Below are 25,936 nucleotides of genomic sequence, written 5' to 3'. Positions count from 1 at the left end.
CTCCGGCATGGCGACCGGCAAGGACAAGGGTTCCGTCACCGTCGATGACGTGGCGGCCGAAGCGGGCGTGTCGATCAAGACCGTCTCGCGGGTGCTGAACAACGAGCCGAACACCAGCGAGAAGACCCGCGCCAAGGTCATGGCCGCGATCGCCTTGCTGAAGTACCAGCCCAATCCGTCGGCCCGCCGGCTGGCCAGCAAGCGCTCGGACCTGATCATGCTGGTCTACGACAATCCCAGCGACAACTACCTGATCAACATCCAGCACGGCGCGCTCGACGCCTGCAAGCGCTATTTCTACAGCCTGCTGCTGCATCCCTGCGACTACCGCGCGCCCGACCTGGCCGCGCAGATCGTGCAGGCGGCGCGGCAGCACGCCAGCGCCGGGCTGGTGCTGACGCCGCCGCTGTCCGACGTGCGCGCGCTGATCGAGGCGCTGGACCACGGCGACGTGCCCTACGTGCGGCTGGCGCCGGGTTCGCCCAGCGCCCGGGGGCTGGAAGTCAGCACCGACGATCGCGCCGCGGCGCGCGACATGACCCGCTACCTGCTGGACCTGGGCCATCGCCGCATCGGCTTCGTGGCCGGCCATCCCGACCACGGCGCGGTGGGCGAGCGCCTGCACGGCTACCGCGACGCGCTGGCGGAGCAGGGCGTGGCCTACGACCCCACGCTGGTGGAGCAGGGCCTGCATTCGTTCGACTCGGGGGTGCAGTGCGGCCAGCGCCTGCTCGATCGCGCGCAGCGCCCGACCGCGATCTTCGCGGCCAACGACGACATGGCGGCGGGCGTGCTGTACACGGCGCACGCGCGCGGCCTCAAGGTGCCGCAGGAATTGTCGGTGGCGGGCTACGACGACACGCCGCTGTCGCGCCAGACCTGGCCCAAGCTGACCACGCTGCGCCAGCCCATCCGCGAGATGGCCTACGCGGCGGTCGAGCAGCTGGCCTCGCGCGAACCGCAGGCGCGGGTGCGCACGCTCGGCTACGAGCTGGTGGTGCGGGATTCGACCCGTCCGCCCGGCTGAGCGCGGCGCGCGCGCCGGCGGTCAGCGCAGGCGCTTCTGCACGTCATCCTGCGGCGCATAGCCGATGCTGTCGCGGGCGTCGGCTACGTTCCACGCGCTGCCCTGGTTGGCCGACACGCCATTCACGGTGACGCTGCCGTCCTGCCAGCCCGACGCATCCGCCGTCAGCGTGGCCAGCAACAGCCGTTCGAAATCCCCGTTGGACAGCCACATGTCGTGGAACCACGCCAGCGCGCGGCGGGCGGGCTCGTCCAGTGATGCGGGCGCCGGCGCGCGCTGGTGCGCCACGCCGGAATAGGTCATGTCGCGCGGATCGTTGTCGTCCGGCAGGATCCAGCCGATGCGCGCGATCACGGTGGACAGCTTGCCCTGCGTGACGGCGGAATAGGCGCGGCACAGCCGCTCGCCCATCACCTTCGAGGTGCCGTAGGCCAGCGAATGCACCTCGCGCTCGCCGTCGAACCAGCGGGTGCCGGGCGCCGGCTCGGTGCGCGCGGTGAGTTTGCCCGGCCCGATCGTGGCGGCCAGCGGCAGGTCCTTGTAGCCGCCCATGGCGTGGTTGGACGACGAGAACACCAGCCGGCGCACGCCGTGCGTGGCGGCGGCGGTCAGCACGTTCAGCGTCATGTCGTAGGAGCCCAGCGCCTCTTCCCAGCTGGCGTCGGGCGTCGAGTGGCGCGCCGCCAGGTGCAGCACCGCGTCCGCCCCGGCGAAGTGGCGGGTCCAGTCGGGATCGGGCCGTTGCAGGTCGGCGGCCACCAGGGTCATGCGGTCGCGCAGCTCGGGGCTGAAGACGCTGGCGTCCGCGTGCAGGTCGATGCCGACCAGGTGCTCGCACCAGGGCTGGCGCGCCAGGATGGCCAGGGCCTTGCGGCCGAGCTGGCCGGTGGCGCCGGTGACGATGATGCGGGCGGGGGGCAGGGGAGTGGTCACGTTGGATGCTTCCGGTTCAAGGCAGGGGGCACAGGCAGGCGGGCGAGCGCAGCGGGTAGGGGGCGCCGTGCGACTGCGCCAGGCCGGTGGCCGGATCGATGCGCACGGCGCGAAGGAGGTGGTCGTCCTGCGCGGCCAGCAGCAGGAATTCGCCATCGGGCGTGAAGGCGATGTCGCGCGGCGCGCGGCCGCCGACGGCGATGAAGCCGAGCGGTTCGAGCCACGGCGCCGCGTGGTGCAGCCGGTAGACCGCGACGCTGTCGTGGCCGCGGTTGGCGGCATACAGCAGGTCGCCGCGCGGATGCAGGCGCAGCGCCGATGTGGTGTTGGCGCCCCGCCAATCGGGCGGCAGGGTGCTGGCGCGGGCCAGGGCGTCGCCGGCGCCGTCCAGCGCGTATAGCGCCAGGGTGTTGGACAGTTCTTCCACCACCGCCGCCAGCGTGTCGCCGGCCGCCAGCACGAGATGGCGCGGTCCGGCGCCGGGCGGCGTGCGCCATTGGCGCATCGGCTCGGGGTCCAGGCCGTCTGGCATGACGCGATGGCAGGCGATCGTGTCGGTGCCCAGGTCGCACAGGTAGACCCGCGTGCCATCGGCGCCGGGCGCCGCGTAGTGCACGTGCGGCCCTTCCTGGCGATCCGCGCGCGGGCCGGCGCCGCGCCGCGCGATGACCTGGGGCGCGGCGCGTGGCAGGCCAGCGGCGTCGAGGGCGTAGCACAGCAGTTCGCCGGAGCCGTAGTTCGACACGTACAGTTGCCGCGCCGCCAGGTTGACGCTGACGTGGCAGGGGGCGGCGCCGGGCACGGCGACGCGCCCGATGGGGCGCAGGGCCGACGCCCCGTCCTCGATCGCGAAGACTTCCAGCGCCGCCTCCCGATCCTGTTCGCTGACGCTGTAGAGGCGGCCGGCCGCCACGCACAGGTAGGAGGGGTTGACCGGGCCGGACAGCACCTGCCGTTGCCGGAACGAGGCCGTCGCGCCGTCGAACGCGAGCAGGTGGATGCCCTGGCCGCGGCCCTGCACGTGGGGCAGGATTTCCGTATAGGTGCCGACGGCGAGCACGCAGCTGCCGGGCGCGGAAGAAAGCATGTCGTTATGCACGTTCGGGCCTCGTCGCCACGTCGATCCACACCGCCAGCACCAGCACGGCGCCCTTGACGATCATCTGCCAGGAGGTGTCCACGTTCATCTGCTGCATGCCGTTGTCCAGGCTGGCCATGACCAGCGCGCCGATCAGCGCGCCGTACACGGTGCCGGAGCCGCCGCGCATCGAGGTGCCGCCGATGAAGCAGGCGGCGATCGCGTCGAGCTCGCCGCCCACGCCGGCGGACGGCGAGCCGGCCGCCGAGCGCGCGGTGGTGACGATGCCGGCGAAGGCGCACATCAGCCCCATCAGCATGAACACCATCAGCTTGACGCGCTTGACGTTGACGCCCGACAGACGGCTGGCCTCGACGTTGCCGCCGACCGCGTAGATGTGGCGGCCGAACACGGTCTGGGTGGTGATCCACGAGAACACGCCCAGCAGGCCCAGCAGGATCAGCACCGGTAGCGGCACGCCGTGGGCCTGGTTCAGCACCAGCACGAAGCCGGCGGCGGTGGCGGTGATGGCGCCGATGCGCAGCGCGTCGATCCAGCGCGGCGCCACGGCCAGCCCCAGGCGGCGATGGCGGCGCCGGCGCGCCAGCGTCAGGCCGCAGGTCAACGCCACGATCAGCGCGGCGAACACCCAGGACAGGGCGGGCGGCACGAAGGCCTGGGCGATCGCGCCCAGGTCGTCGGGCACCGGCGCGATGGTGACGCTGTCGGTGCTCAATTGCAGCAGGCCGCGATAGGCCAGCATGCCGCCCAGGCCGACGATGAACGAAGGCACCCGCAACCGCGTCGTGAGGCAGCCGTTGACCAGCCCAAGCGCGGCGCCGGCGGCCAGCACCACGGCCACCGAGAGCCAGGTGTTCCAGCCCAGGTTGACCGTCAGGATGGCGACCAGGCCGCCGAGCAGCCCGAGCAGCGAGCCCACCGACAGGTCGATTTCACCGGCGATGATGACCAGCACCATGCCGCAGGCCAGCATGCCGGTGACCGACATCTGCAGCAACAGGTTGGAAATGCTGTTGGGCCGCAGGAAGCTGCCATGGGTCTGGTGCCAGAAGAACAGCCAGATCAGGGCGAGCGCCAGCAGCATGGCCAGCAGTTTGTGGCGCGCGAACAGCTGCCGCAACGGCGGGTGGCCGCTGCGCGGGCGCGGTTCGGAGGAAGAGGAAGCGAGCATCTGGGTCATGGCGTTCAGGCGGCGTGCCGCAGCGGGTCGGTGTTGAGGGCGGCGGCGAGCACGCGTTCCGGCGTCAGGCCCTGGATGGGAAAGTCTCCCGCGATGAGGCCGGCATTCATGACCAGCACGCGATCGCTCATGCCGAGGATCTCGGGCAGTTCCGACGACACCATGATGATGGCCACGCCGCGGTCGGCGAGGTCGAAGATCATCTTGTAGATGTCGTACTTGGCGCCGATGTCGACGCCGCGGGTGGGTTCGTCCAGGATCAGGATCTTGGGTTGCTTGAGCGCCATCTTCGCCAGCACCACTTTCTGCTGGTTGCCGCCGGACAGGCTGGCCACCGGTAGGCCGGGGCTGGCCGTCTTGATGCGCAGGCGCGCGATTTCGCGCTCGACCGTGGCCAGTTCCGAATCGCCATCCACCCGCGTGGCGCGGGCATGGTCGGCCAGGCTGGCCAGCGTGATGTTCTCGGCCACGCTCATCAGCGGCACGATGCCGTGGCGCTTGCGGTCCTCGGGCACCAGGCACAGGCCGTGCGCGATGGCCTCGGCGGGCGAGGCGATGCGCACCGGCTGGCCGGCCACCAGCACCTGCGCCTGGTAGCGGCCGGCGTAGGCGCCGTAGATGGCCGACACCAGTTCGGTGCGGCCCGCGCCCACCAGGCCGGCGATGCCGAGGATCTCGCCGGCGCGGACCTGCAACGCGGCGTCGTCCACGCGCTTGCGCCGCGGGTTGGTGACGTCCCAGCAGGTCACGCCGCTGGCCTGCAGCACCACCGCGCCGGGCTGGCGTTCGGTGCGCGGGAAGCGCGATTCGAGCGCGCGCCCGACCATCAGGCCGATGATGCCGTCTTCGTCGAGGGCGGCCGCCGGCTGGGTGGCGATGTGCTGGCCATCGCGGATCACGGTGATGGTGTCACAGACGCGCTTGACCTCGTCGAGCTTGTGCGAGATGTAGATGCAGGCCACGCCGGCGCGCTTGAGGTCTTCGATGATGGCCAGCAGCACCTCGATTTCCTTGGCGCTGAGCGAGGAGGTCGGCTCGTCGAAGATCAGCAGGCGCGCTTGCTTGGCCAGCGCCTTGGCGATCTCGAACAGCTGCTGGTGGCCGTTGCCGTAGTTCATGACGGGGGCGGCCACGTTGACGTCGGTGAGCTTGAGCCGCGCCAGCAGCTCGGCGGCGCGCCGGTGCATGGACGGGTAGTCCATGCGCCCGCCGGGCAGGCGCATTTCGTTGCCCAGGAAGATGTTCTCGGTGACGCTCAGTTGCTGCACCAGCATCAGCTCCTGGTGCAGGATGACGATGCCGGCGTCTTCGCTGTCGCGGGTCGAGCGCGCGCGCAGCTCGCGCCCTTCCCACAGGATCTGGCCCTGGTAGCTGCCGTGCGGGTAGACCCCGGACAGCACCTTCATCAGGGTCGATTTGCCGGCGCCGTTCTCGCCGCACAGTCCCAGGCATTCGCCGGGCCGCACGCTCAGGCTGACGCCCGAGAGCGCGCGCACGCCGGCGAATTCCTTGACGATGCCGCGCATTTCAAACAGCGGTTGCTGCTGCTCCATGGTGCGTCTCCCGGCTACTTGCCCGCGATCTGGTCTGCCGTATAGAACCCGTCCTTGACCAGGATGTCCAGATTGTCGCGCGTGACCAGCGTGGGCGTGATGAGGAGGGAATTGACCTCGCCCTTGCCGTTGTCGAGCTTGGCGTTGAAGGCGGGCGTCTTGCCCTGCACTAGGTTGACCGCCATCTGCGCGGCCGCCTCGGCGATGGCCTTGATCGGCTTGTAGACCGTCATGGTCTGCGTGCCCGCCGCCACGCGGCGCACGCCGGCCAGGTCGGCGTCCTGGCCGGACACCGCGACCTTGCCCGCCAGTTTCTGGCTCGCCAGCGCCTGGATCGCGCCGCCGGCGGTGCCGTCGTTGGAGGCGACGATGGCCTGGATGTTGTTGTCGTTGGCGTTGAGCGCGTTCTCGATGATGGTCTGGGCCTTGGACGGATCCCATTCGGGCGTCCACTGCTCGCCGACGATGGTGATGTCGCCCTTGGCGACCAGCGGCTTGAGCACGTTCATCTGGCCTTCGCGGAACATGCGCGAGTTGTTGTCGGTCGAGGCGCCGCCCAGCAGGTAGTAGCGGCCCTTGGGCACGGCGTCGACCATGCCCTGGGCCTGCATTTCGCCTACCTTGATGTTGTCGAACGACACGTAGCCGTCCAGCGGCGCGCCCAGGATCAGGCGGTCGTAGGCGATGACCTTGATGCCGTTGCGGTGCGCCTTGGCGATGGCGCTGCCCAGCACCTTGGAGTTGAACGGCACGATGACCAGCGCGTCCACGCCCTCGGCGATCAGGTTCTCGACCTGGGCGATCTGGCGCGACTCGCTGGCGTTGGCCGATTGCACGTTGACCTTGGCGCCGAGCGCGGTGGCGGCCTCGACGAAATAGTTGCGGTCGCGGGTCCAGCGCTCGACCCGCAGGTCGTCGATGGAAAAGCCGATCACCGGCGCGTCCTTGCTGGCGTGGGCGGCGGGGCTGGCCAGCAGGACCGCGGGCATGGCCAGCGCGCAGGCCAGCAGGCGGCGGAAGAATGGGGTCATGTCAGTCTCCTAGTGGCGCGTCGCGCTCAGAAAGTGATACCGGTCTTCAAGCCCACGATGAAGGCGTCGTGGTTGGCGCTGGTGCCGCCAGGATGCCTGATGTACTGCAGATTGGGGCGCAGGTAAATGGACGGGATCGGCGACCAGCTGTAGTAGGCCTCGGCCACGTACTCGTAGCCGTCGCCCACCTTGGTGCTGGTGCCCAGGCGCTGGTCCTGCTGGCGCACGTAGTCGGCATAGCGGCCGTTGTTGTGGGTCGCGCCGATCGCCACGCCGATGACGTCGCGCGCCAGGCCGAACGGTCCTTTGTACTGCAGGCCGAGCGCGACCTGGTGATCCTGCGCGGCGGTGGCGCGGTCGGCCTGCGACACGTTCAGGAACACCGAGGCGCCGCGGCCGCCGGCGGTGCCGCTGACCTGCTGCTCGAAGTTGATGTAGAAGCCATACTGGCCGTTGCGTTCGCGCGGCGCCAGCCCGGTCTGGCCGCGCGGCGCGTGGTTGATGTCCTGGTACAGGTCCTTGCCGTCGGAGGTGTTGTACCAGGCGCCGAACTTGTACGAGCTGGGCAGGCCGTTCCAGGCCGGCAGCCAGCCGACTTCGACCGGGATCAGGGCGCCGGTGGTGCCGCCGGGGTTGTCCAGCGACAGCCCGTGGCGGCGCGCGTAGCCGTCGTCCACGTAGTTCGGGTTGACCTGGTAGACGCCCGCCTGCACGTAAGTCTGCTCGGACGTGTTGACCTTCAGGCGCGTGGCCCACTGACTGGTCGGCCAGTTGACCCAGTAGCTGCCCACCAGGTTGCCGGGCTGCGAGCCGCAGAAGGTCAGGTTCTGGAAGTCGCAGGAAAAGCTGGCGAAGTCCTCGCCCACCGTGAGGCGGCCGATCTTCCACTGCACCCGGTTGTCCAGGAAGGCCTGGTTCAACCAGAACTGCGTCATGTGCCAGGTCTGGCCGCGGCCGTAGACCTCCTGGATCAGCATGTTGTTGCCGATGCCGGCGTCCGCGCCCAGGTTGCGGCCGTTGCGGTCGGTGATGGTCATCTGGAAGGTGCCGCCATGCCAGCCGAGCAGCTTGTCCAGGTCCATCGTGGCGCCGATGACCCACTGGTCGGTGTAGCGCGTCAGCTTGTCCTGGCCGCCGCTGAAGTTGTGCGCGGCCTCGCCGGTGTAGCCCAGGTTCAGGGTTACGCCGCTTTCGGCCAGGCGGGTGCGCAGGCCACCCCAGTCGCCCAGCAGGTAGGGGCTGGTCTGCAGGTCGTAGGCCTGGGCGGCGCCGGCGGCCGACAACAGGCCGGCCATCAGCAGCCGGGGCAGCCAGCGGCCGGATGGCGCGGGAGGGGACGGGAAACGCAGGGGCCGCAGGTGCACGCCGGTCCCTGCCGCTGCCGGAAGGCAGGGAGGTATTGCCATGACTTTGTCTCCTGATGCCGCCCGTGCCGTGGGCCGTCGCGGCTTGTTTTCGTTGACCGGCAGGTACCGGCGAAGCTAGTGTCTGTAAAAATGACAGCGCTGTCAATTGTGATCGGGATTAGGGATTGCCCGGGGAGGGCGGTGTTTTTCCAGGGGCCGGGAAAGGCGACTTTCGCCTGGCGAGAGTGGTGCGTCGAGGGGCGGCGGGAGGCGCCGGGCGCGCGAGTATGATGGGCAGATAACCAGGAGGAAACATCATGAATGAAGTCATCGTCGCGTCCGCCGTCCGTACCGCCATCGGCGACTTTGGCGGCGCGCTGAAGGACGTGCCGCCCTGCGATCTGGGCGCCACGGTCATCAAGGCCGCGCTGGAACGCGCGGGCGTCAAGGGCGACGAGGTCGGCCATGTGGCCGTGGGCCACGTCATCAATACCGAACCGCGCGACATGTACCTGTCGCGCGTCGCCGCCATGAACGCGGGCATCGCCAAGGAAACGCCGGCCTTCAACGTCAACCGGCTGTGCGGCTCGGGCCTGCAGGCCATCGTCTCGGCGACCCAGACTATCCTGCTGGGCGACGCCGAGATCGCCATCGGCGCCGGCGCCGAGAGCATGAGCCGCGCGCCGTACATCGCGCCGGCGCAGCGCTGGGGCGCGCGCATGGGCGACAGCGTCATGCAGGACATGATGACCGGCGCGCTGTCCGATCCGTTCGGCCGCATGCACATGGGCGTGACCGCCGAGAACGTCGCGGCCCAGTTCGGCATCAGCCGCCAGGACCAGGACGCGCTCGCCGCCGAATCGCATCGCCGCGCCGCCAACGCCATCGAGGCCGGCTATTTCCGCGACCAGATCGTGCCGATCGTGCAGAAGACGCGCAAGGGCGAGGTGGTGTTCGATACCGACGAACACGTGCGCCGCGACGTCACGGCCGACAGCCTGGCCACGCTCAAGCCGGTGTTCCAGAAAGAAAACGGCACCGTCACCGCCGGCAACGCCTCGGGCCTGAACGACGGCGCCGGCGCGCTGGTGCTGATGAATGCCTCGGTCGCCGCCAAGCGCGGCGTCAAGCCGTTGGCGCGCCTGGTGGCGTACGCCCACGCGGGCGTCGACCCGACCATCATGGGCATCGGTCCGGTGCCGGCCACCCAGGCCGCGCTCAAGCGCGCCGGCCTGACGGTGGACCAGCTGGACGTGATCGAGGCCAACGAGGCCTTCGCCGCGCAGGCGTGCGCGGTGGCCCGCGAGTTGAAGCTGGACCCGGCCAAGGTCAACCCGAACGGCAGCGGCATCGGCCTGGGCCATCCGATCGGCGCCACCGGCGCCATCATCACCGTCAAGGCGCTGCATGAACTGCAGCGCGTGCAGGGCCGCTACGCGCTGGTGACCATGTGCATCGGCGGCGGGCAGGGCATCGCGGCGATCTTCGAGCGCATCTGAGCGAGGCGTCATCGATGCGCCATTGACGGCGCATCCCGCATCCGGGGCGGGCCGCAATGGCCCGCCCTTGTCGTCACTGGCGCCGGCCCTACAATCGCGCCATGTACAAATCCAAATTCCCCTCCGAACTCGACCAGCCGACCCTGTCGGAAGTGGACGGCGTGCGCTATCTGCACTTCAACACCGAATGGGTCCAGGGCGCCATGCGCATCAAGAACCCGGCGGAACTGGTGCTGGAATACACCAGCCAGATGATGGCCTGGCTGCTGTTCCTGGAACCGCCCAAGGACGAGGCCATCGGCATGTTCGGCCTGGGCGCCGGTTCGCTGGCGCGCTTCTGCGCCAAGCAGACGCGCGCGCCGCTGCTGGCGGTGGAATGGAACCCGCGCGTCACCGCCGCCTGCCACATGTTCTTCCGCCTGCCGGGCGAGAACCGACTGCGGGTCGAGCACGCCGATGCCGCCGAATGGGCCGCCGATCCGCTCAACGCCGGACGCTGCCCGGTTCTGATGGTGGACCTGTACGACGCCTCGGCCCAGGGGCCGGTGCGCGACAGCGTCAAGTTCTACCGCGATTGTCGCCGCGTGCTCGGCGAGGTCGGGGTGGTGGCGGTGAACCTGTTCGGCCGTCACGAAAGCTTCGGCAAGAACATCGACAATCTGTCCAAGGCCTTCGACGACCGCATCGTGCTGCTGCCCGAGATCGACGCCGGCAACCAGATCGTGCTGGCGTTTTCCGGGCCGCGCCTGGCGGTCACGCCGGCCGACCTGCTGGCGCGGGCCGAGGTGGTCGAATCCCGCTACGGCTTGCCGGCGCGCCGCTGGGCGCGCTCGCTGACCCGCCACGCGGTCGACGGCATCCTGCATTTCTAGGCCGTCCCTGTTTCCCGTGGCCGGTGCGGCCGCGGGCGACAGTTCCCGCTCGCATGTTTTCGTCCCCCGCGAACGGCGCCTTAGGGCAAGTCCTTACAACATCCGACTAGTCTGATCCATTGGGGCAGGACTATGATGGGCTTATTCATAATTATGAATTACGGCGCTGTCAGGCCGTCTGCCCATGACCTCACCCATCGTCCGGCAAGCCCTGTACCTGGAAGTCGCGGATCGCCTTCGCGCCATGATCCATGCGCGCGCGCTGCGCAATGGCGAGTGGATCGACGAGCTGCGCCTGGCCGGCGAACTGGGCATCTCGCGCACGCCGCTGCGCGAGGCGCTGAAGGTGCTGGCCACCGAGGGCCTGGTGCGGCTGGAGCCGCGCCGCGGCTGCTTCGTCAATGAACTGTCGGCGCAGGACCTGGAAGACATCTTCCCGCTGATGGCCATGCTGGAAGGGCGCTGCGCCCACGAGGCCGCATGCAAGGCGTCGGACGCGCAGCTGGAGGCGCTGGCGCCGCTGCACGAGGCGCTGGCCGGCCATGCCGCCGCCGGCCGCATCGACGCGTATTACCAGACCAATTACCTGATCCACGAAGCGGTGCAGGCGCTCGCCGGCAACCAGTGGCTGGTCGACATGGTGGGCAACCTGCGCAAGGTGCTGAGCCTGTCGCGCCACCGCAGCCTGGCCTGGCCCGGCCGCATCGAGGAATCCTGCGCCGAGCACCTGGCCATCTTCGAGGCCCTGAAGGCCCGCGATCCCGAACGCGCCGAGGCGCTGGCGCGCCATCACCTGATGCGCCAGCTCGAAGTGCTGCGCGCACTGGCCGCCGATGACGAGGCGCCACCGCTTTCCGATCTTCCCGTTGCAGAGGAGTCCGTCCATGAACGCACCCGTCCATCTCGAGTCCGCGCGCGGCGCACGCACGCCTGACACCGACGCCGAGTCGGGCGAGACCGCCGCGGATGCCGGCGACAGCCTGATCACGCGCCTGGGACGCCTGTGGGAACGCGGCCGCCTGCCGAGTGAATCCGAAGTGCGGCGCCTGTTCGAGGCCCGCCTGACCGACGTGGCCGCCAACAAGCTGGCGCGGCGCTGGCGCGAGCTGTACGTGGCCGCCGACGGCAAGGACCGCCGCCTGATGCTGGCCGCGCTGACGCAGGTGCGCGGCACCTTCGCCGGCGATGGCGGCGAGGGCGTGCGGTTCTTCAAGCGCCTGAACGCGCAGCCGGCGGGCCTGCGCTTCCTGGTGGAGCTGCGCGCCGACATGCTGCGCTGGCGCAAGCAGGTGGCGGGCGTGCAGGCGCTCGACAAGGACCTGGAAGGCCTGCTGTCGGCATGGTTCGACGTCGGCCTGCTGGAGTTGCGGCCGCTGACCTGGGATTCGCCGGCCTCGCTGCTGGAAAAGCTGATCATCTACGAGGCGGTGCACGAGATCCAGTCGTGGGACGACCTGCGCCACCGCGTGGCGCCGGATCGCCGCTGCTACGCCTATTTCCATCCGCAGATGCCGGACGTGCCGCTGATCTTCGTCGAAGTGGCGTTCGCCGGCAGCATGGCCGACAACGTGCAGGCGGTGCTGGACAGCGCCGCGCCGCGGCAGGACCTGGGCAAGGCGCGCTGGGCGATCTTCTATTCGATCTCGAACACGCAGGCGGGCCTCAAGGGCATTAGCTTCGGCAATTTCCTGCTCAAGCGGGTGGTCGAGCAGTTGCTGGAGGAACTGCCGCAGCTCAAGTCGTTCGCGACCCTGTCGCCGATTCCGGGTTTCGCCGACTGGCTCGGCAAGCTGGACGCCGACGCGGTCGAGGCCATCGTGCGCGAGGACAAGTCGCGCGCCAAGACGCGCCAGCGCGCCGGCGTGCCGGACGGCCAGCGCTGGGTGGCGCGGCTGGCGCGCGCCGCGCAGGGCAAGGCGACGCCCGACGTGGTCAAGCGCGCCGGCTTCCGGCTGGCCGCGCACTATCTGCAAGCCATGAAGAACGGCCTGCCGCTGGACGCGGTGGCGCGCTTCCACCTGGGCAACGGCGCGCGCATCGAGCGCCTGAACTGGGCGGCGGACCTCTCGGCCAAGGGCCTCAAGCAGTCCTGCGGCCTGATGGTCAATTACCTGTACGACCTGGATGAACTGGACGGCAACCTGGCGCGCCTGCACGACGGCAAGCCGCAGGTCAGCCGCAGCGTGGGGCGCGCGGCCTGAGCGGCGGCGCGCCGCGACCCATAAAACACATAACCAGCGAGGGGACATGACGGACGACACGGCAGGCCGTGTGCGGCTGCACCGCGACGGGCAACTGGCCTGGGTGACGCTGTCGCACCCGGGGCGGCTGAACGCCATCACCGTGGGCATGTGGCGCGAATTGCGCGATGTGTTCACGCGCATCGCCGCGGACGACACGCTGCGTTGCGTGATCGTGCGCGGCGAGGGCGGCAATTTCGCCGCGGGCGCGGACATCCGCGAGTTTCCGGTCGAGCGCGCCGACGCCGCGGGCGTGCAGCGCTACCACCGCGAGATACTGGCGCCCGCGTTGATGGCCGTGGCGCAATGCCCGCATCCGGTGGTGGCGCAGATCGAAGGCGTGTGCGTCGGTGGCGGGCTGGAGATCGCCTGCCAGTGCGACCTGCGCATCGCCGGCGAATCGGCGCGCTTCGGCGTGCCGATCAACCGGTTGGGCTTTCCCATGGCGCCCGATGAAATGCGCGGCCTGCTGGCATTGGCCGGCCGCGCCGCGACCCTGGCCATCCTGCTCGAAGGCCGCGTGTTCGGCGCCGCCGAGGCGCGCGACCTGGGCCTGCTGACGCGCATCGTGGCCGACGCCGAGGTGGCCGCGCAGGCCCAGCGCAGCGCCGAGCGCATCAGCCAGGGCGCGCCGCTGGCCGCGCGCATCAACAAGCGCCTGTCCGCCCGCCTGGCGCAGGGCGGCGCCTTGACCGAGGCCGAATACCAGGATTATTTCTCCTACGCCGACAGCCACGACCACAAGGAGGGCGTGCGCGCCTTCCTGGCCGGCGTAGACCCCCACTTTTCCGGAGACTGAAGACGGTGAGCAACGCCAATCTATATGCTGTGCTGGAGGGCGGATTCCCCGCCGATCGCAAACAGGTCGCGCTCGAAACCCCCGAGCTGGCCTACACCTGGGACGACATCGACCGCGCCACGGCCTGCCTGGCGAATCTGCTGACCTCGCTCAAGCTGCCCGCGGGCGCGCGGGTCGCGGTGCAGGTCGAGAAATCGCCCGAGGCCCTGCTGCTGTACCTGGCCACGCTGCGCGCCGGCCTGGTGTACCTGCCGCTGAACACCGCCTACCGCGAAGCCGAGATCGAATACTTCCTGGGCAACGCCGAACCGGCGGTGGTGGTCTGCGCCGGCAAGAACCGCGACTGGGTCCAGCGCGCCGCCGACAAGGCCGGTTGCGCCCACGTCTACACGCTCGACGAAGACCGCACCGGCACCTTGCTGGATGCCGCCGGCGGCCTGTCGCAGGCCTTCAAGACCGTCAAGCGCAAGCCGGACGACCTGGCCGCGATCCTGTACACGTCCGGCACCACCGGCCGCAGCAAGGGCGCGATGCTGTCGCATGGCAACCTGGCGTCCAACGCGCAGGTGCTGCACAAGTACTGGGGCTGGCGTTCGGACGACGTGCTGCTGCACATGCTGCCGATCTTCCACGTGCACGGCCTGTTCGTGGCCTCGCACGGCGCGCTGCTGGCCGGCGCCAAGATGATCTGGCTGCCCAAGCTGGACGCCGACCAGGCGCTGCGCTATCTGCCGCAGAGCACGGTGATGATGGGCGTGCCGACCTATTACGTGCGGCTGCTGGCCGACAAGCGCTTCAACCGCGACGCGTGCGCCAACATGCGCCTGTTCATCTCGGGTTCGGCGCCGCTGCTGTCCGAGACCTTCAACGATTTCCGCGAGCGCAGCGGCCACGCCATCCTGGAACGCTACGGCATGAGCGAGACCGTCATGCTGACCTCCAATCCGTATGACGCGGCCGATGGCGAACGCCTGGCCGGCACCGTGGGCCGGGCCTTGCCGGGCGTGCAGGTGCGGGTGGTGGACGACGCCGGCATCGCGCTGGCGCCGGGCGAGATCGGCAATGTGCAGGTGCGCGGGCCCAACGTGTTCTCGGGCTACTGGCGCATGCCGGAAAAGACCCGCGAGGAATTCACCCAGGACGGCTGGTTCAAGACCGGCGACGTGGGCCGCTGGGGCGGCGAATCGGCCGGCCGCGACGTGCCCGCCGACTACCTGTCGATCGTCGGCCGCAGCAAGGACCTGATCATCTCCGGCGGCTTCAACGTCTATCCGAAAGAGATCGAGACGCTGATCGACGACATGCCGGGCGTGGCCGAGTCGGCCGTCATCGGCGTGCCGCACGCCGACTTCGGCGAAGCGGTGGTGGCGGTGGTGGTGCCCAAGGACGGCGTGTCGCTGGACGCCGCCGCGATGCAGGCGGAGCTGAAGGCGCGCATCGCCAACTTCAAGGTGCCCAAGCGCGTGCACATCGTCGACCAGTTGCCGCGCAACACCATGGGCAAGGTGCAGAAGAACGTGCTGCGCGAAACCTATCAGGCGCTGTAGCGCCATCATGCCGGGCCGGTCCATCGGGACCGGCCATTTTTTTCAAGGAGCCCGATCCCTTCCAGAACGATTCCCGAACCAGGCAGCATCCCAACCCAAGAACACAAGAGACGAGACGCGGGAAACGCGCCGTCCCCACGCTGCAGCAAGAGGAGACAATATGAAATACCGCACACTCGCCGCGGCCCTGCTGGCCACGCTGGCCGCCGGTTTCGCCGGCAGCGCCGGCGCCGCGTCCTGGCCGGAACGGCCCATCACGCTCATCGTGCCCTTTCCCGCCGGGGGCGGCACCGATACCTTCGCCCGGCCCCTGGCCCAGCAGTTGACGATGCAACTGGGCCAGTCGGTGGTGATCGACAACAAGGGCGGCGCGGGCGGCACCGTCGGCGCGGGCGTGGCCGCCAAGGCCCGGCCCGATGGCTACACCTTCTTCATGGGGGGCGCGCACCACGCGCTGGCGCCGTCGCTGTACAAGAGCCTGAACTACAACATCCAGAAGGACTTCGTGCCGGTGGCGCTGGTGGCGCAGCCGCCGCAGGTGGTGGTCATCAACGCCACCAAGCTGCCGGTCAAGACGCTGCAGGAATTCATCGCCTACGCCAAGCAGCATCCTGGCGACGTCAACTTCGGCACCGCCGGCAAGGGCAGCACGCACCACCTGGCCGGCGAGCTGTTCGCGATGCAGACCGGCATCAAGCTGGTCGACGTGCCGTACCAGGGGGCCGGCCCAATGCTGACCGCGCTGATCGGCGGGCAGGTGGACCTGGCCTTCGACGGCCTGGGTTCGTCTTCCGGCCACATCCGTTCGGGCGCGATCAAGCCGCTGGCGGTGGCCGCGGAGCAGCGCTCGCCGTCGCTGCCGGATGTGCCGACCGCGGCCGAGGCCGGGGTGCCGAACTACGTGGTGTCGACCTGGTATGCGATCTGGGCGCCCGCCGGCACGCCGCAGGTAGCGGTGGACCGCATGACCGCCGAGATCACCAAGGCCCTGAACACGCCGAAGATCAAGGAGACCTGGGAGAGCAACGGCACGTCGGTGCCGACGCTGACCGGTCCGGCCTTCGGCAAGTTCGTCGACAGCGAAGTGGCGCGCTGGGCCAAGGTGGTGTCGGACTCGGGCGTCAAGCTGGATTGACGCCCGCAGGGCGCTGGCGCGGCCCCGTCAGCGCCAGTCGCTGGCCAGGCTCAGCCTGGCCAGCTGGTCGCGCGTCAGCGTCAGGCTGGCGGCCTTGACCAGTTCGTCCAGCTGCGCCAGCGATGTCGCGCTGACGATCGGCGAGGTGATGCCCGGCTGCGCGATCTGCCAGGCCAGCGCGGCCTGCGCGGGCGTACAGTTGGCATCCTCGGCGACTTCATCCAGCGCCTTCAGGATGCGGTAGCCGCGATCGTTCAGGTAGGTGTCGACGATCTTCTTGCCGCGCGCGCTCTTGCCGACGTCGGCCGGGCTGCGGTACTTGCCGCTGAGAAAGCCGCTGGCCAGCGCGTAATAGTTGATGGTGCCCAGGTCCTGCGCCTTGACCAGCGCCTGCAGGTGGCCTTCGAACGGCTCGCGGCTGTACAGGTTGTATTCGGGCTGGATGCTCTCGTAGCGCGGCAGGTTGTGCCGTTCGCTGGCGATCAGCGCTTCGGACAGGCGCACCGCGGTGTAGTTGGAGGCGCCGATGGCGCGCACCTTGCCGGCCTCGATCAGCTTGGCGTACTCGCCCAGCGTGTCGGTCAGCGGGGTGTCGGGGTCGTCCTTGTGCGACTGGTACAGGTCGACGTGGTCGGTCTGCAGCCGCGCCAGCGACGCGTCCAGCGAGCGCCTGATGTAGGCCGGCGCCAGGCCCTTGGCGTCCGGGCCCATCTCCATGCCGACCTTGGTGGCGATCAGCACGCGGTCGCGCTTGCCCGAGCGCTTGAGCCATTTGCCGATCAGGGCTTCGGATTCGCCGCCCTGGTTGCCGGGCACCCAGCGCGAATAGACGTCGGCGGTGTCGATGAAATTCAGGCCCGCGTCGACCAGGGCGTCCAGCAGCGAGAAGGTGCCGGCTTCGTCGACGGTCCAGCCGAAGACGTTGCCGCCGAAGGTGAGGGGAGGGATCTGCAGGCCGGAACGGCCCAGTGCGCGTTTGATCATGATGTGGCCCTTTGGATGTCGCGGATGTCGTGTCGCGCGGGGGCGGCGCTTTTAGTATATTGGCGCCGCGCGCCCCGGCATGGGGCAGGCGTGCCGCGCATGCACCATTTCAGGGATTCCCCCCAAGTGAATTTGTGTTGCGACACGTTAGACTATACGGCTTTACGACTGTCCGGACCGTGGGGAAGCCCGCGGAACAGCCGTAATAATGAACAAATACCAAGGGTTCAAGGAGCTTACCTATGCTGATCGGAAAAAAACATTTTCTGACGGTTGGCGCGATGGCGCTGGCGATGGCGATCGCCGCGCCGGTGGCGGCGCAGCAGAAGTCGGTGGCGATCACCGCCATCGTCGAGCATCCGGCGCTGGACGCCGTGCGTGACGGGGTGCAGGACGCCCTCAAGCAGGCCGGTTACGAGCCGGGCAAGAACCTGAAGTGGCAATACCAGAGCGCGCAGGGCAACACCGGCACCGCCGCCCAGATCGCGCGCAAGTTCGTTGGCGACAAGCCTGACGCCATCGTCGCCATCGCCACCCCGTCGGCCCAGGCCGTCGTGGCCGCCACCAAGGACGTGCCGGTGGTCTATTCCGCCGTGACCGACCCGGTCGCCGCCCAGCTGGTGCCCAGCATGGACGCCTCGGGCACCAACGTCACCGGCGTGTCCGACCTGCTGGCGCTGGACAAGCAGGTCGAGCTGATCAAGAAGATCGTGCCCAACGCCAAGCGCGTCGGCATGGTCTACAACCCGGGCGAGGCCAACTCGGTCGTGGTGGTCAAGAAGCTGCAGGAACTGCTGCCCAAGTCGGGCATGAGCCTGGTCGAAGCCGCCGCCCCGCGTTCGGTCGACGTGGCTTCCGCCGCCCGCAGCCTGATCGGCAAGGTCGACGTCATCTACACCAACACCGACAACAACGTGGTCTCGGCCTACGAGTCGCTGGTGAAGGTCGGCAACGACGCCAAGATCCCGCTGATCGCCTCGGACACCGACAGCGTCAAGCGCGGTGGCATCGCCGCCCTGGGCATCAACTACCGTGACCTGGGCGTGCAGACCGGCAAGGTCGTGGTGCGCATCCTCAAGGGCGAGAAGCCCGGCGCCATCCCGTCCGAAACCATCTCCAAGCTTGAGCTCTACGTGAACCCGGGCGCCGCCGCCAAGCAAGGCGTGACGCTGTCCGACGCGATCATCAAGTCGGCCGCGGTGGTGGTAAAGTAAAGCGCAAGTCGTTCGGCCCCGCCCGTGCCCACCCGGCATGAGCGGGGTTTTGTTTTATCTTGTTTTCTTGTGTTTTCCCCGCGCCGGTACGCGGGGTCCACAGGGCGGCAGCATTCACAAGATGCGCGCGGCCCGGCGCGATGGCGTTGGCCTTGAACGGCAGGTCGGTCACGGACCGCATGCCGCGTTTTGCTCCCCTGGAGCGTCCATCAAGCAGCCCGCTTGCGGCCCTGGCCGCCAAGCCCGGCAACGCCTTGGCAGGAATCGAGAGAAAATCGCACGGCAGGAAACGTTTATTGCGAAAGCTCGGGTAAAACTGGCCCCGAAACGCAAGAATTTGGACGTTCCCAATCTCTAATATGCTCGTTCCTTACCTGATTGGATTTGACCCATGTCATTGTTCTCGTTGCTAGGCGCGCTGGAGATCGGCCTGATCTTCAGCCTGGTGGCCTTGGGCGTATATATCTCCTTTCGCCTGCTGCGCTTTCCGGACCTGACCGTTGACGGCAGCTTCCCGCTGGGCGGCGCCGTCTGTGCCACGCTGATCGCCTCGGGCACCGACCCATTCGTGGCCACCATCGCCGCCACCTTCGCCGGCGCGGCCGCGGGGCTGGTCACAGGCTGGCTCAACGTCAAGCTCAAGATCATGGATCTGCTGGCCAGCATCCTGATGATGATCGCGCTGTATTCCGTGAACCTGCGCATCATGGGCAAGCCCAACGTGCCGCTCATCACCGAACCCACCGTCTTCACCATCCTGCAGCCGGGCTGGCTGTCGGACTACGTGGCCCGGCCGCTGATCCTGGTGGTCATCGTGATCCTGGCCAAGCTGGCGCTGGACTGGTTCTTCGCCACCCAGACCGGCCTGGCGGTGCGCGCCACCGGCTCGAACGGCCGCATGGCGCGCGCGCAGGGCGTGAACACCGGCCGCATGATCCTGGGCGGCATGGCGCTGTCGAACGCGCTGGTCGCGATGGCCGGCGCGCTGTTCGCGCAGACCCAGGGCGGTTCCGACATCTCCATGGGCATCGGCACCATCGTCATCGGCCTGGCCGCGGTGATCGTCGGCGAAAGCATCCTGCCGTCGCGCAAGCTGGTGCTGGCCACGCTGGCCGTCATCATCGGCGCCATCGTCTACCGCTTCTTCATCGCGCTGGCGCTGAACAGCGATTTCATCGGCCTGAAGGCGCAGGACCTGAACCTCGTCACCGCGGTGCTGGTCACGGTCGCCCTGGTCATTCCCATGCTCAAGCGCCGGCTGTTCGGCAAGAAGGGGCGCTGATATGCTGTCCGCAAAAGACCTCAAGATCACCTTCAACGCCGGCACGCCGATCGAGACGCGCGCGCTGCGCGGGCTGTCGCTGGACATTCCCTCGGGCCAGTTCGTCACCGTCATCGGTTCCAACGGCGCCGGCAAGTCGACCTTCCTGAATGCCGTGTCGGGCGACCTGCCGATCGATTCCGGCCGCATCGAGATCGACGGCGCCGACGTCACGCGCCAGCCGGTCTGGTCGCGCGCCTCGCGCGTGGCGCGCGTGTTCCAGGATCCGATGGCCGGCACCTGCGAAGACCTGACCATCGAAGAGAACATGGCGCTGGCGCAGTTGCGCGGCGCGCGCCGCGGCTATGGCCGCGCGGTCAAGGCCTCGATGAAGGAAGGCTTCCGTGAACGCCTGGCCACGCTTGGCCTGGGCCTGGAAAACCGCCTGACCGACCGCATCGGCCTGCTCTCGGGCGGCCAGCGCCAGGCCGTGAGCCTGTTGATGGCGGCGCTGCAGCCGTCGCGCATCCTGCTGCTGGACGAGCACACTGCCGCGCTCGACCCGCGCACCGCCGACTTCGTGCTGCAGCTGACGGCGCGCATCGTGTCGGAAAGCAAGCTGACCACCATGATGGTCACGCACAGCATGCGCCAGGCGCTGGATGTGGGCGACCGCACCGTGATGTTGCACCAGGGCCAGGTGGTGCTGGACGTGTCCGGCGACGAACGCCGCGGCATGGACGTGCCGGACCTGCTGGCCATGTTCGAGCGCGTGCGCGGCGAGAAGCTGTCGGACGACGCCTTGCTGCTGGGCTGATCGACCGGTCCGGCCGCCGTCAGGCGCAAGACCCGGCGTGGATCCCTCGGGATCACGCCGGGTTTTTTCATGCCGGCGCGTGGGGCAAAAGGCCGTCAGGCCGCCAGCGCGCGCCAGGTGCGCAGCAGCAGCGTCTCGATGTCGTGCACCGGCAGGCCGGTGGCGCGCGCCACGGCCTCGCGGTAGGGCGGCATGTTGGTGCATTCGAGCACGATGTCGCTCAGGCCCGGGGCGCGCCGCGCTAGCCGTTCGGCCGCGGCGATCACGTTGCGCTCGGCCTCCCGCAGGTCCATGTCGATGGCGTTCTCCAGGATACGCGCCTGCATTTCGCAGCCGGGCTCCAGGCCTTCGACCACGGCGTTGGCCGGCACGCCGGCCGCGTCCAGCACCGCGCGGTCGAGCGAGGCCGCGTCGAAGGTGACGATGCCCACCCGCGCCAGCCCGCGGCATTGCAGCAGGCTCGACGTCACCACCGGCACCGGCACGGCCGCCTGCAGGGCATTCTGGTAGCGCGCCAGGAAGCCGCAGCTGGTGGAGATCAACGCCGCGCCGTCGCGCGCCAGGCCGACGGCGGCATCGATGAACGGTTGCAGGAAGGCCGGGTCGGCCTCCTGCACGATCTTGCGCGGCGAGGCGCCCCGCACCGTGACGAAGCGCGCCGGGATGCCGGCGCGGGCATAGGTCTGGGGATTGCCGACGTCGCCGGGCGGGCGCGGAAAGCGCGTGTCCAGCATCAGCAGGCCGAGGAAGCCGGCGGGAGCGGTGGTGGTCGGATCCATGCGGGCTGGCGGCATGTCAGAGGAAGCGTTCCGGGCGGAATGCGCCGTGGCGGCTCGCGGCGGCGCCGTCGGTCATCAGTTCCCCCAGTATCTGCGCGGTGCCGGGCGCCGTGCTGAAACCGATGTGCTGGTGGCCCAGCGCCAGCCACAGGCCCGGATGGCGCGGCGCCTGGCCGATCATCGGGCGGCTGTCCGGCAGCGTGGGGCGGCGGCCGAGCCAGGCCTGCGGATCCAGCCGCGGGCCCAGGCCGATGGCCTCGCGTGCCCGGGCCTCGGCCAGGTCCAGCTGGACGGGACGGGCGGGCGCGTCGCAGTCGTCCAGCTCGACCCCGGTGGTCAGCCGCAGGCCGCGCGCCATGGGCGACAGCACGTAGCCGCCGCCAGTGTCGTAGATGGGACGGCCCAGCGCCGGGCCGTCGGCGGCGCCGTAATGCATGTGATAGCCGCGCTCGAACGCCAGCGGCAGGTCGATGCCGGTGGTCTTGAGCAGGGCCTTGGACCACGGGCCCAGCGCCACCACCAGGTCGGGGGCAGCCAGGGTTTGCGCGCCGGCGTCGCCCTGCACGACCCAGCCGCGCCCGCCGTCGCGGCGGATGGCGGCGGCCCGCAGCGTGCGCAAGACGCCGCCCGAGCGCTGGAACAGGTCGGCGTAGGCCGCGGTCACGGCGCCGGGATCGTCCACCGAATACGAGCCCTGGATCCACAGCGCGCGCGGAAAGATCGGCGCCAGGGCGGGCTCCAGCCGCGCCAGGTCGGCGCCATCCAGCGCCTGGGTCGGCACCTGGTGGCGGGCGTAGGCCTCGCGCGCCAGGGCGCCGCCCTGCCACGCCTGTTCGCTGCGGAACAGGAAGATCCAGCCGCTGTCGCGCAGGCGGTGACGGGCGCCGGCCTGGTCCAGCAGGCGCAGGTGTTCGGTCGCGGACCGCCGGATCAGGCTGTCGAGCGCCGCCGTGGTTTCGCGGAACACCGATGGCCGGGCGCGCGCCAGGAAGCCCGCGGCCCAGCCCAGGTTGCGGGCCAGGTACGAGGCGCGGTAGCGGAACTGGACGGTGTCATTGCCCAGCAGCCGGGGCAACTGGCGCCACAGGCCGGGGTGGTTGAAGGGCATGAGGGAGCTGCGGGCCAGGACGCCGGCATTGCCGAAGGACGTCTCCCGGCCGGGATCCTGGCGGTCGACCAGGGTGACCTGCATGCCGCGGCGCTGCAGTTCCAGCGCGCAGCAGACGCCGACGATGCCGGCGCCGAGCACTATGACTTGCTTTCCCATCGTCGCTGTCGCTGCTTGAGTCGGTACGGGATCAAGGGAGGGTAAGCGGCCGATTGTAGGGCAGCGGGCGGGCGTCAGCGAGAGCGGACAATCCATGATTGCGACGCCCCGCCGGGCGGCCGCCAGGCGTGTCCGCCAGCGGCGGTCAGGCCGGCGGCCGCTGCCCCAGGATACGGCCGGCCGCCGCCACGCCCCACCACGCCGCCTCTTCGAACACCGAATACCCGGACAGGTCGGCATGGGCGAACAGCACCGGGCCGTCGACCTCGCGCAATGCCGCCAGGCCGGCATTCGACAGGTAGCCGCAATAGGGCGACGCCATGGCGTGGCCGCGCACGGTGATCTCCAGCTGGCGGGCGCGGCGCCAGAACTCTTCGCCATAGGCGGCGACCAGGTCGGCGGCGGCCTCGTCGCGCAGCGCCTCGGGCGAGGCGCCGGCCAGCCATTGGCGCGCGTCCTGCGGCGTGCGGGCGCTGAGCGCGTGATAAGCGGTGAACACGGTGCGGGGCGAGCGCGCCACGCGCAGCAACTGGTGGGTCGAGACCACGTAGCCCAGGGCCTGGCCCTGGTAGACCACGTTGTCCCACGACAGCGGTTCGCCCGGCGCCTCGCGCGGATAGCCGTCCATCACGAAGTTCGACACCAGCCAGGGCGCGTGCGGCGAGGCATGCGTGGCCGGATCGTAGCCATAGGCGCGGATGTCCGGCAGGATGCGCTGCGCCACGAACAGCGGCATGGCGCAGACCGCGCGTTGCGCTTCCAGCGTATAGACGCTGGCGGCCGCGCCCGGGGCGAGGCAATCGATGCGCGGGCCGGCGGCGCTTTCGCGCAGCCGCACGGCGGTGCCCGGCAGCAGCCAGCCGCCGTGGCCGAGGCGCGCGCTGATGGCGTCGCGCAATCGCTGCGCCAGCGGCGCCAGGCCGCCCGGCCAGGTCAGCACCGCGCCTTCGTTGGCGTTGGCGGCATGGCCGTCGCGGCTGGCGAAATAGTGCAGGCCGGCCCAGGCCGAGACCCGGTCGTAGGGCGCGCCGTAGTCGTCGCGGCAGCAGTAGTTCAGGTACCAGTGCAGCGCGGGCGAGGTATAGCCCTCGCGTTCCAGCCACTGTTTGAAGGTCAGCGCATCCAGCGCGCGCCAGGCCGGATCGCGCGAGGACAGCACGATCGGGATGCAGAAGACCTTGCGGCCGTCGTTGCCGGTCGCGCCGTGCAGCTGGTCGACCCGCGCCAGGAACTTGCGGTGCTGTTCGATATCGGCCTCGGGCAGCCCGTGCATCGGCAGCAGGCCGTCTTCCCAGCGGCCGTCGCGCAGCAGGCGTTCCTGCGGCGAATGCGCCAGGATGGCCTCGTCGTAATAGGGCCGTTCGCTGAAAGCGTCGCGTTCGGCGATGCCGAAGTCGGCCAGCATTTCGCGCACGTGGGTGGACTGCATCGACGGCAGCGGCAGGTAGTGCGCGCCAAGCGGATAGTCCAGGCCGTCGCGCGCGCCGGCGGCGGCGTTGCCGCCGTACTCGGGGCCCTCGACCACGACGAAATCGGTAAAGCCTTCGCGCGCCAGTTTCCAGGCGCACGACAGGCCGGCCACCCCGGAGCCCAGGATCGCCACCTGGCAGCGGCGGCTGCCTGAGGACGGCGGCAACGCCGCGCCATCGCGCAGCGCGTGGCCGGCCTGCATGCCGGGATAGCGCACCTCGGGCGTGGTCTCGACCACGCGCGAGCGGTAGTAGCCCGCCGTGCCCGCGGCGGCGGCGGTGGCCGCGCCCAGCAGGAAGGTGCGGCGGCGCATCAGCGGATGACCCTGCGCCAGTCCTCGTCGAAGTAGCGCACGAGCGACTGTTCGTTCAGGCGGTTCGGCGGCATGGCCAGCGCCGGCATGTCGGCGGGAAAGTGGAACAGCTCGCGCAGGGTGGCGGGGTCGAGGTAGCGGGTGGACACGCTGATGGCGTCCGGCGGCGTGTAGTCGCGGCGCTTGCCGGCCAGGATGAAGCCCCAGTCGCCGAACGACGGCACGTAGGCGTGGTATGGCCAGGTGTTCAGGCCGGCTTCCTTGAGCGTGGCGTCCACGCTCCAGAACGAGCGCGGCGCGAAGTAGGGCGAGGTCGACTGGATCACCATGTAGCCGTTCTCGGCCAGGTGGCGCGCCATCAGGTGGTAGACCGGCACCGAGTACAGCCGGCCCAGGCCGAAGTTGGACGGATCCGGAAAGTCCACCACGATGAAGTCGTAGACCTCGGCGTGGCTTTCGAGCCAGCGGCCGGCGTCGTCGTTGATGACGGTGACGCGCGGATCGGTCAGCGAGCCCTGGTTCAGCTTGGTCAGCGGTTCGGAACGCGAGAACAGGCCGGTCATGGCCGGGTCCAGGTCCACCAGCGTGACGTGCTCGACGTGCTTGTACTTGAGGATCTCGCGCACCGCCAGGCCGTCGCCGCCGCCCAGCACCAGCACGTTGCGGGCCCACGGCAAGGCCTGCAGGCCCGGGATCACCAGCGACTCGTGATAGCGGTGTTCGTCGCGCGACGAGAACTGCAGGTTGCCATTGATGTAGAGCCGCAGATCGTCGTGCCAGCGCGTCACGATCAGGCGCTGGTAGGGCGTGGTCTCGGCGTGCACCACGTCGTCGCCGTACAGGCCTTTCTCTGCCCAGGCCGTCATCTGGCCGGAAAACAGGAAGCCCAGCGCCAGCAGGCCCAGCACCACGCCGCCGCGCACGGCGCGTTCGGCCGGGCGCCGGATCTCGTTGCGGAACAGCCAGGTGGTCCACAGCGCCACGCTGGCGTTGAGCATGCCGAACAGGAAACCGGTGCGCAGCAGGCCCAGCTTGGGCGCCAGCAGCAGCGGAAAGATCAGCGACACGGCCAGCGCGCCGAGGTAGTCGAAGGTCAGCACGCGGCTGACGATCTCGCGGAACTCGGCCTTGCGCTGGTTGAACACCCGCATCACCAGCGGGATCTCCATGCCGACCATCAGCCCGATGATGAATACGCCGACATACAACGCCGCGCGAAACGGCGCCGACAGCCAGGCGAACACCAGGAACAGGACGGCGGCGGAAACACCTCCCAATAATGCGACGGCCAGCTCGACGTCGATGAATCGATTCAAAACGTCGTCGTCTTTTACATATTTTGACAACCACGATCCGATGCCCATCGCGAACAGGTAGCAGCCGATGACGGACGAGAACTGGAGAATGGAATCCCCCAGCAGATAGCTGGCGAGCGCGCTGCTGATGAGCTCGTAGCCCAGGCCGCAGGACGCGACGATCAATACCGACAGGATGAGAACGCGGTCGCGCATGGGGGTTCCGACTCTGAAAATGCGTTCGCAGTATATCGAAAGCGCCGTATATACTGCGC

General features: G+C 69.3%; 22 protein-coding genes. 11 read left to right on the top strand and 11 right to left on the bottom strand.

The genetic code is table 11. From position 1 onward, the window contains the following. Positions 1-7 precede the first annotated feature (7 nt). Complete coding sequence (locus AC1HFW_RS16460; RefSeq protein WP_116521219.1) at positions 8-1,027, top strand: LacI family DNA-binding transcriptional regulator; 1,020 nt, start codon at positions 8-10, stop codon at positions 1,025-1,027. Positions 1,028-1,048: 21 nt separating this feature from the next. Here AC1HFW_RS16460 and AC1HFW_RS16455 read toward each other — a convergent pair whose 3' ends face one another. Genes AC1HFW_RS16455 through AC1HFW_RS16430 form a run of 6 tightly spaced genes read right to left on the bottom strand, consistent with a single transcriptional unit; the run spans position 1,049 to position 8,118 of the window. Further along, positions 1,049-1,960, bottom strand: a complete 912-nt coding sequence (locus AC1HFW_RS16455) for an NAD-dependent epimerase/dehydratase family protein (RefSeq protein ID WP_479284442.1) — start codon at positions 1,958-1,960, stop codon at positions 1,049-1,051. 16 nt (positions 1,961-1,976) lie between these two features. After that, entirely contained in the window at positions 1,977-3,047 is a 1,071-nt protein-coding gene (locus tag AC1HFW_RS16450; RefSeq protein ID WP_479284440.1) for a lactonase family protein, read from the bottom strand. Between the two features lie 4 nt (positions 3,048-3,051). Next, positions 3,052-4,239: a sugar ABC transporter permease gene (locus AC1HFW_RS16445; protein ID WP_479284438.1), complete on the bottom strand. Its 1,188-nt coding sequence runs from the start codon at positions 4,237-4,239 to the stop codon at positions 3,052-3,054. A 5-nt stretch (positions 4,240-4,244) separates the two neighbouring features. Next, positions 4,245-5,792, bottom strand: a complete 1,548-nt coding sequence (locus AC1HFW_RS16440; protein WP_479284437.1) for a xylose ABC transporter ATP-binding protein — start codon at positions 5,790-5,792, stop codon at positions 4,245-4,247. Between the two features lie 14 nt (positions 5,793-5,806). Further along, positions 5,807-6,823, bottom strand: a complete 1,017-nt coding sequence (gene xylF / locus AC1HFW_RS16435) for a D-xylose ABC transporter substrate-binding protein (RefSeq protein ID WP_006390589.1) — start codon at positions 6,821-6,823, stop codon at positions 5,807-5,809. Positions 6,824-6,849: 26 nt separating this feature from the next. Further along, positions 6,850-8,118, bottom strand: a complete 1,269-nt coding sequence (locus AC1HFW_RS16430) for a carbohydrate porin (protein WP_479286514.1) — start codon at positions 8,116-8,118, stop codon at positions 6,850-6,852. A gap of 368 nt (positions 8,119-8,486) precedes the next feature. Here AC1HFW_RS16430 and bktB point away from each other — a divergent pair, with 368 nt between their 5' ends. The 7 genes from bktB to AC1HFW_RS16395 all read left to right on the top strand — a co-directional run bounded on the left by bktB (position 8,487) and on the right by AC1HFW_RS16395 (position 16,261). After that, positions 8,487-9,668 carry a beta-ketothiolase BktB gene (bktB, locus tag AC1HFW_RS16425; RefSeq protein WP_479284436.1) on the top strand — a complete coding sequence of 394 codons (1,182 nt, stop codon included), beginning with the start codon at positions 8,487-8,489 and terminating at the stop codon, positions 9,666-9,668. 101 nt (positions 9,669-9,769) lie between these two features. Beyond that, positions 9,770-10,540 (top strand): class I SAM-dependent methyltransferase, encoded by a 771-nt coding sequence (locus AC1HFW_RS16420; RefSeq protein ID WP_006390586.1) that lies wholly within the window; start codon positions 9,770-9,772, stop codon positions 10,538-10,540. A gap of 184 nt (positions 10,541-10,724) precedes the next feature. Further along, on the top strand, positions 10,725-11,474 hold the full coding sequence (locus tag AC1HFW_RS16415; protein ID WP_006390585.1) for a GntR family transcriptional regulator: 750 nt from the start codon (positions 10,725-10,727) through the stop codon (positions 11,472-11,474). Further along, positions 11,425-12,741, top strand: a complete 1,317-nt coding sequence (locus tag AC1HFW_RS16410) for a malonyl-CoA decarboxylase domain-containing protein (RefSeq protein ID WP_241069796.1) — start codon at positions 11,425-11,427, stop codon at positions 12,739-12,741. Before AC1HFW_RS16415 ends, AC1HFW_RS16410 begins: the two co-directional genes overlap by 50 nt. A 46-nt stretch (positions 12,742-12,787) precedes the next feature. Beyond that, on the top strand, positions 12,788-13,579 hold the full coding sequence (locus AC1HFW_RS16405; protein WP_479284435.1) for an enoyl-CoA hydratase/isomerase family protein: 792 nt from the start codon (positions 12,788-12,790) through the stop codon (positions 13,577-13,579). Positions 13,580-13,584: 5 nt separating this feature from the next. Continuing rightward, positions 13,585-15,126, top strand: a complete 1,542-nt coding sequence (locus AC1HFW_RS16400; RefSeq protein WP_061073739.1) for a malonate--CoA ligase — start codon at positions 13,585-13,587, stop codon at positions 15,124-15,126. A gap of 160 nt (positions 15,127-15,286) precedes the next feature. Further along, complete coding sequence (locus AC1HFW_RS16395; protein ID WP_061073740.1) at positions 15,287-16,261, top strand: Bug family tripartite tricarboxylate transporter substrate binding protein; 975 nt, start codon at positions 15,287-15,289, stop codon at positions 16,259-16,261. Positions 16,262-16,288: 27 nt separating this feature from the next. Here AC1HFW_RS16395 and AC1HFW_RS16390 read toward each other — a convergent pair whose 3' ends face one another. After that, positions 16,289-17,245: an aldo/keto reductase gene (locus AC1HFW_RS16390; RefSeq protein WP_061073741.1), complete on the bottom strand. Its 957-nt coding sequence runs from the start codon at positions 17,243-17,245 to the stop codon at positions 16,289-16,291. Positions 17,246-17,487: 242 nt separating this feature from the next. Here AC1HFW_RS16390 and AC1HFW_RS16385 point away from each other — a divergent pair, with 242 nt between their 5' ends. The 3 genes from AC1HFW_RS16385 (at position 17,488) to AC1HFW_RS16375 (ending at position 20,537) form a co-directional block, all read left to right on the top strand. Then, positions 17,488-18,459, top strand: coding sequence for an ABC transporter substrate-binding protein (locus tag AC1HFW_RS16385; RefSeq protein WP_061073742.1), 972 nt, complete (start codon positions 17,488-17,490; stop codon positions 18,457-18,459). A 391-nt stretch (positions 18,460-18,850) separates the two neighbouring features. Continuing rightward, positions 18,851-19,741, top strand: a complete 891-nt coding sequence (locus AC1HFW_RS16380; protein WP_006390578.1) for an ABC transporter permease — start codon at positions 18,851-18,853, stop codon at positions 19,739-19,741. A gap of 1 nt (position 19,742) precedes the next feature. Beyond that, the gene (locus AC1HFW_RS16375) at positions 19,743-20,537 is read left to right on the top strand and encodes an ABC transporter ATP-binding protein (RefSeq protein ID WP_006390577.1); all 795 of its coding nucleotides are present in this window, start codon (positions 19,743-19,745) and stop codon (positions 20,535-20,537) included. 95 nt (positions 20,538-20,632) lie between these two features. On the opposite strand, the gene AC1HFW_RS16370 is transcribed toward AC1HFW_RS16375, so the two are convergent. The 4 genes from AC1HFW_RS16370 to AC1HFW_RS16355 form a co-directional block, all read right to left on the bottom strand. Then, on the bottom strand, positions 20,633-21,331 hold the full coding sequence (locus AC1HFW_RS16370; protein ID WP_479284433.1) for an aspartate/glutamate racemase family protein: 699 nt from the start codon (positions 21,329-21,331) through the stop codon (positions 20,633-20,635). A gap of 1 nt (position 21,332) precedes the next feature. Then, positions 21,333-22,583, bottom strand: a complete 1,251-nt coding sequence (locus AC1HFW_RS16365) for an NAD(P)/FAD-dependent oxidoreductase (protein ID WP_479284431.1) — start codon at positions 22,581-22,583, stop codon at positions 21,333-21,335. 145 nt (positions 22,584-22,728) lie between these two features. Beyond that, the gene (locus AC1HFW_RS16360) at positions 22,729-24,366 is read right to left on the bottom strand and encodes an NAD(P)-binding protein (protein ID WP_241074190.1); all 1,638 of its coding nucleotides are present in this window, start codon (positions 24,364-24,366) and stop codon (positions 22,729-22,731) included. After that, complete coding sequence (locus AC1HFW_RS16355) at positions 24,366-25,877, bottom strand: polyamine aminopropyltransferase (RefSeq protein WP_061073746.1); 1,512 nt, start codon at positions 25,875-25,877, stop codon at positions 24,366-24,368. The genes AC1HFW_RS16360 and AC1HFW_RS16355 overlap by 1 nt, the downstream gene beginning before the upstream one ends. Between the last annotated feature and the right edge of the window lie 59 nt (positions 25,878-25,936).

It is taken from the genome of Achromobacter sp. ISS7 (assembly GCF_056523125.1).
Note: the sequence above shows the minus strand (reverse complement) of the source record. Positions and strands in the feature narration are given on the sequence as shown.

What these genes read in the sequence shown, in the direction of transcription:
- xylF (WP_006390589.1), bottom strand. Translation starts at nt 6,823, where the DNA reads ATGACCCCATTCTTCCGCCGCCTGCTGGCCTGCGCGCTGGCCATGCCC.
- AC1HFW_RS16440 (WP_479284437.1), bottom strand. Translation starts at nt 5,792, where the DNA reads ATGGAGCAGCAGCAACCGCTGTTTGAAATGCGCGGCATCGTCAAGGAA.
- AC1HFW_RS16415 (WP_006390585.1), top strand. Translation starts at nt 10,725, where the DNA reads ATGACCTCACCCATCGTCCGGCAAGCCCTGTACCTGGAAGTCGCGGAT.
- AC1HFW_RS16385 (WP_061073742.1), top strand. Translation starts at nt 17,488, where the DNA reads ATGCTGATCGGAAAAAAACATTTTCTGACGGTTGGCGCGATGGCGCTG.
- AC1HFW_RS16370 (WP_479284433.1), bottom strand. Translation starts at nt 21,331, where the DNA reads ATGCCGCCAGCCCGCATGGATCCGACCACCACCGCTCCCGCCGGCTTC.
- AC1HFW_RS16365 (WP_479284431.1), bottom strand. Translation starts at nt 22,583, where the DNA reads ATGGGAAAGCAAGTCATAGTGCTCGGCGCCGGCATCGTCGGCGTCTGC.
- AC1HFW_RS16445 (WP_479284438.1), bottom strand. Translation starts at nt 4,239, where the DNA reads ATGACCCAGATGCTCGCTTCCTCTTCCTCCGAACCGCGCCCGCGCAGC.
- AC1HFW_RS16375 (WP_006390577.1), top strand. Translation starts at nt 19,743, where the DNA reads ATGCTGTCCGCAAAAGACCTCAAGATCACCTTCAACGCCGGCACGCCG.
- AC1HFW_RS16460 (WP_116521219.1), top strand. Translation starts at nt 8, where the DNA reads ATGGCGACCGGCAAGGACAAGGGTTCCGTCACCGTCGATGACGTGGCG.
- AC1HFW_RS16450 (WP_479284440.1), bottom strand. Translation starts at nt 3,047, where the DNA reads ATGCTTTCTTCCGCGCCCGGCAGCTGCGTGCTCGCCGTCGGCACCTAT.
- AC1HFW_RS16430 (WP_479286514.1), bottom strand. Translation starts at nt 8,118, where the DNA reads ATGGCCGGCCTGTTGTCGGCCGCCGGCGCCGCCCAGGCCTACGACCTG.
- AC1HFW_RS16380 (WP_006390578.1), top strand. Translation starts at nt 18,851, where the DNA reads ATGTCATTGTTCTCGTTGCTAGGCGCGCTGGAGATCGGCCTGATCTTC.
- AC1HFW_RS16395 (WP_061073740.1), top strand. Translation starts at nt 15,287, where the DNA reads ATGAAATACCGCACACTCGCCGCGGCCCTGCTGGCCACGCTGGCCGCC.
- AC1HFW_RS16410 (WP_241069796.1), top strand. Translation starts at nt 11,425, where the DNA reads ATGAACGCACCCGTCCATCTCGAGTCCGCGCGCGGCGCACGCACGCCT.
- AC1HFW_RS16355 (WP_061073746.1), bottom strand. Translation starts at nt 25,877, where the DNA reads ATGCGCGACCGCGTTCTCATCCTGTCGGTATTGATCGTCGCGTCCTGC.
- AC1HFW_RS16405 (WP_479284435.1), top strand. Translation starts at nt 12,788, where the DNA reads ATGACGGACGACACGGCAGGCCGTGTGCGGCTGCACCGCGACGGGCAA.
- bktB (WP_479284436.1), top strand. Translation starts at nt 8,487, where the DNA reads ATGAATGAAGTCATCGTCGCGTCCGCCGTCCGTACCGCCATCGGCGAC.
- AC1HFW_RS16360 (WP_241074190.1), bottom strand. Translation starts at nt 24,366, where the DNA reads ATGCGCCGCCGCACCTTCCTGCTGGGCGCGGCCACCGCCGCCGCCGCG.
- AC1HFW_RS16390 (WP_061073741.1), bottom strand. Translation starts at nt 17,245, where the DNA reads ATGATCAAACGCGCACTGGGCCGTTCCGGCCTGCAGATCCCTCCCCTC.
- AC1HFW_RS16420 (WP_006390586.1), top strand. Translation starts at nt 9,770, where the DNA reads ATGTACAAATCCAAATTCCCCTCCGAACTCGACCAGCCGACCCTGTCG.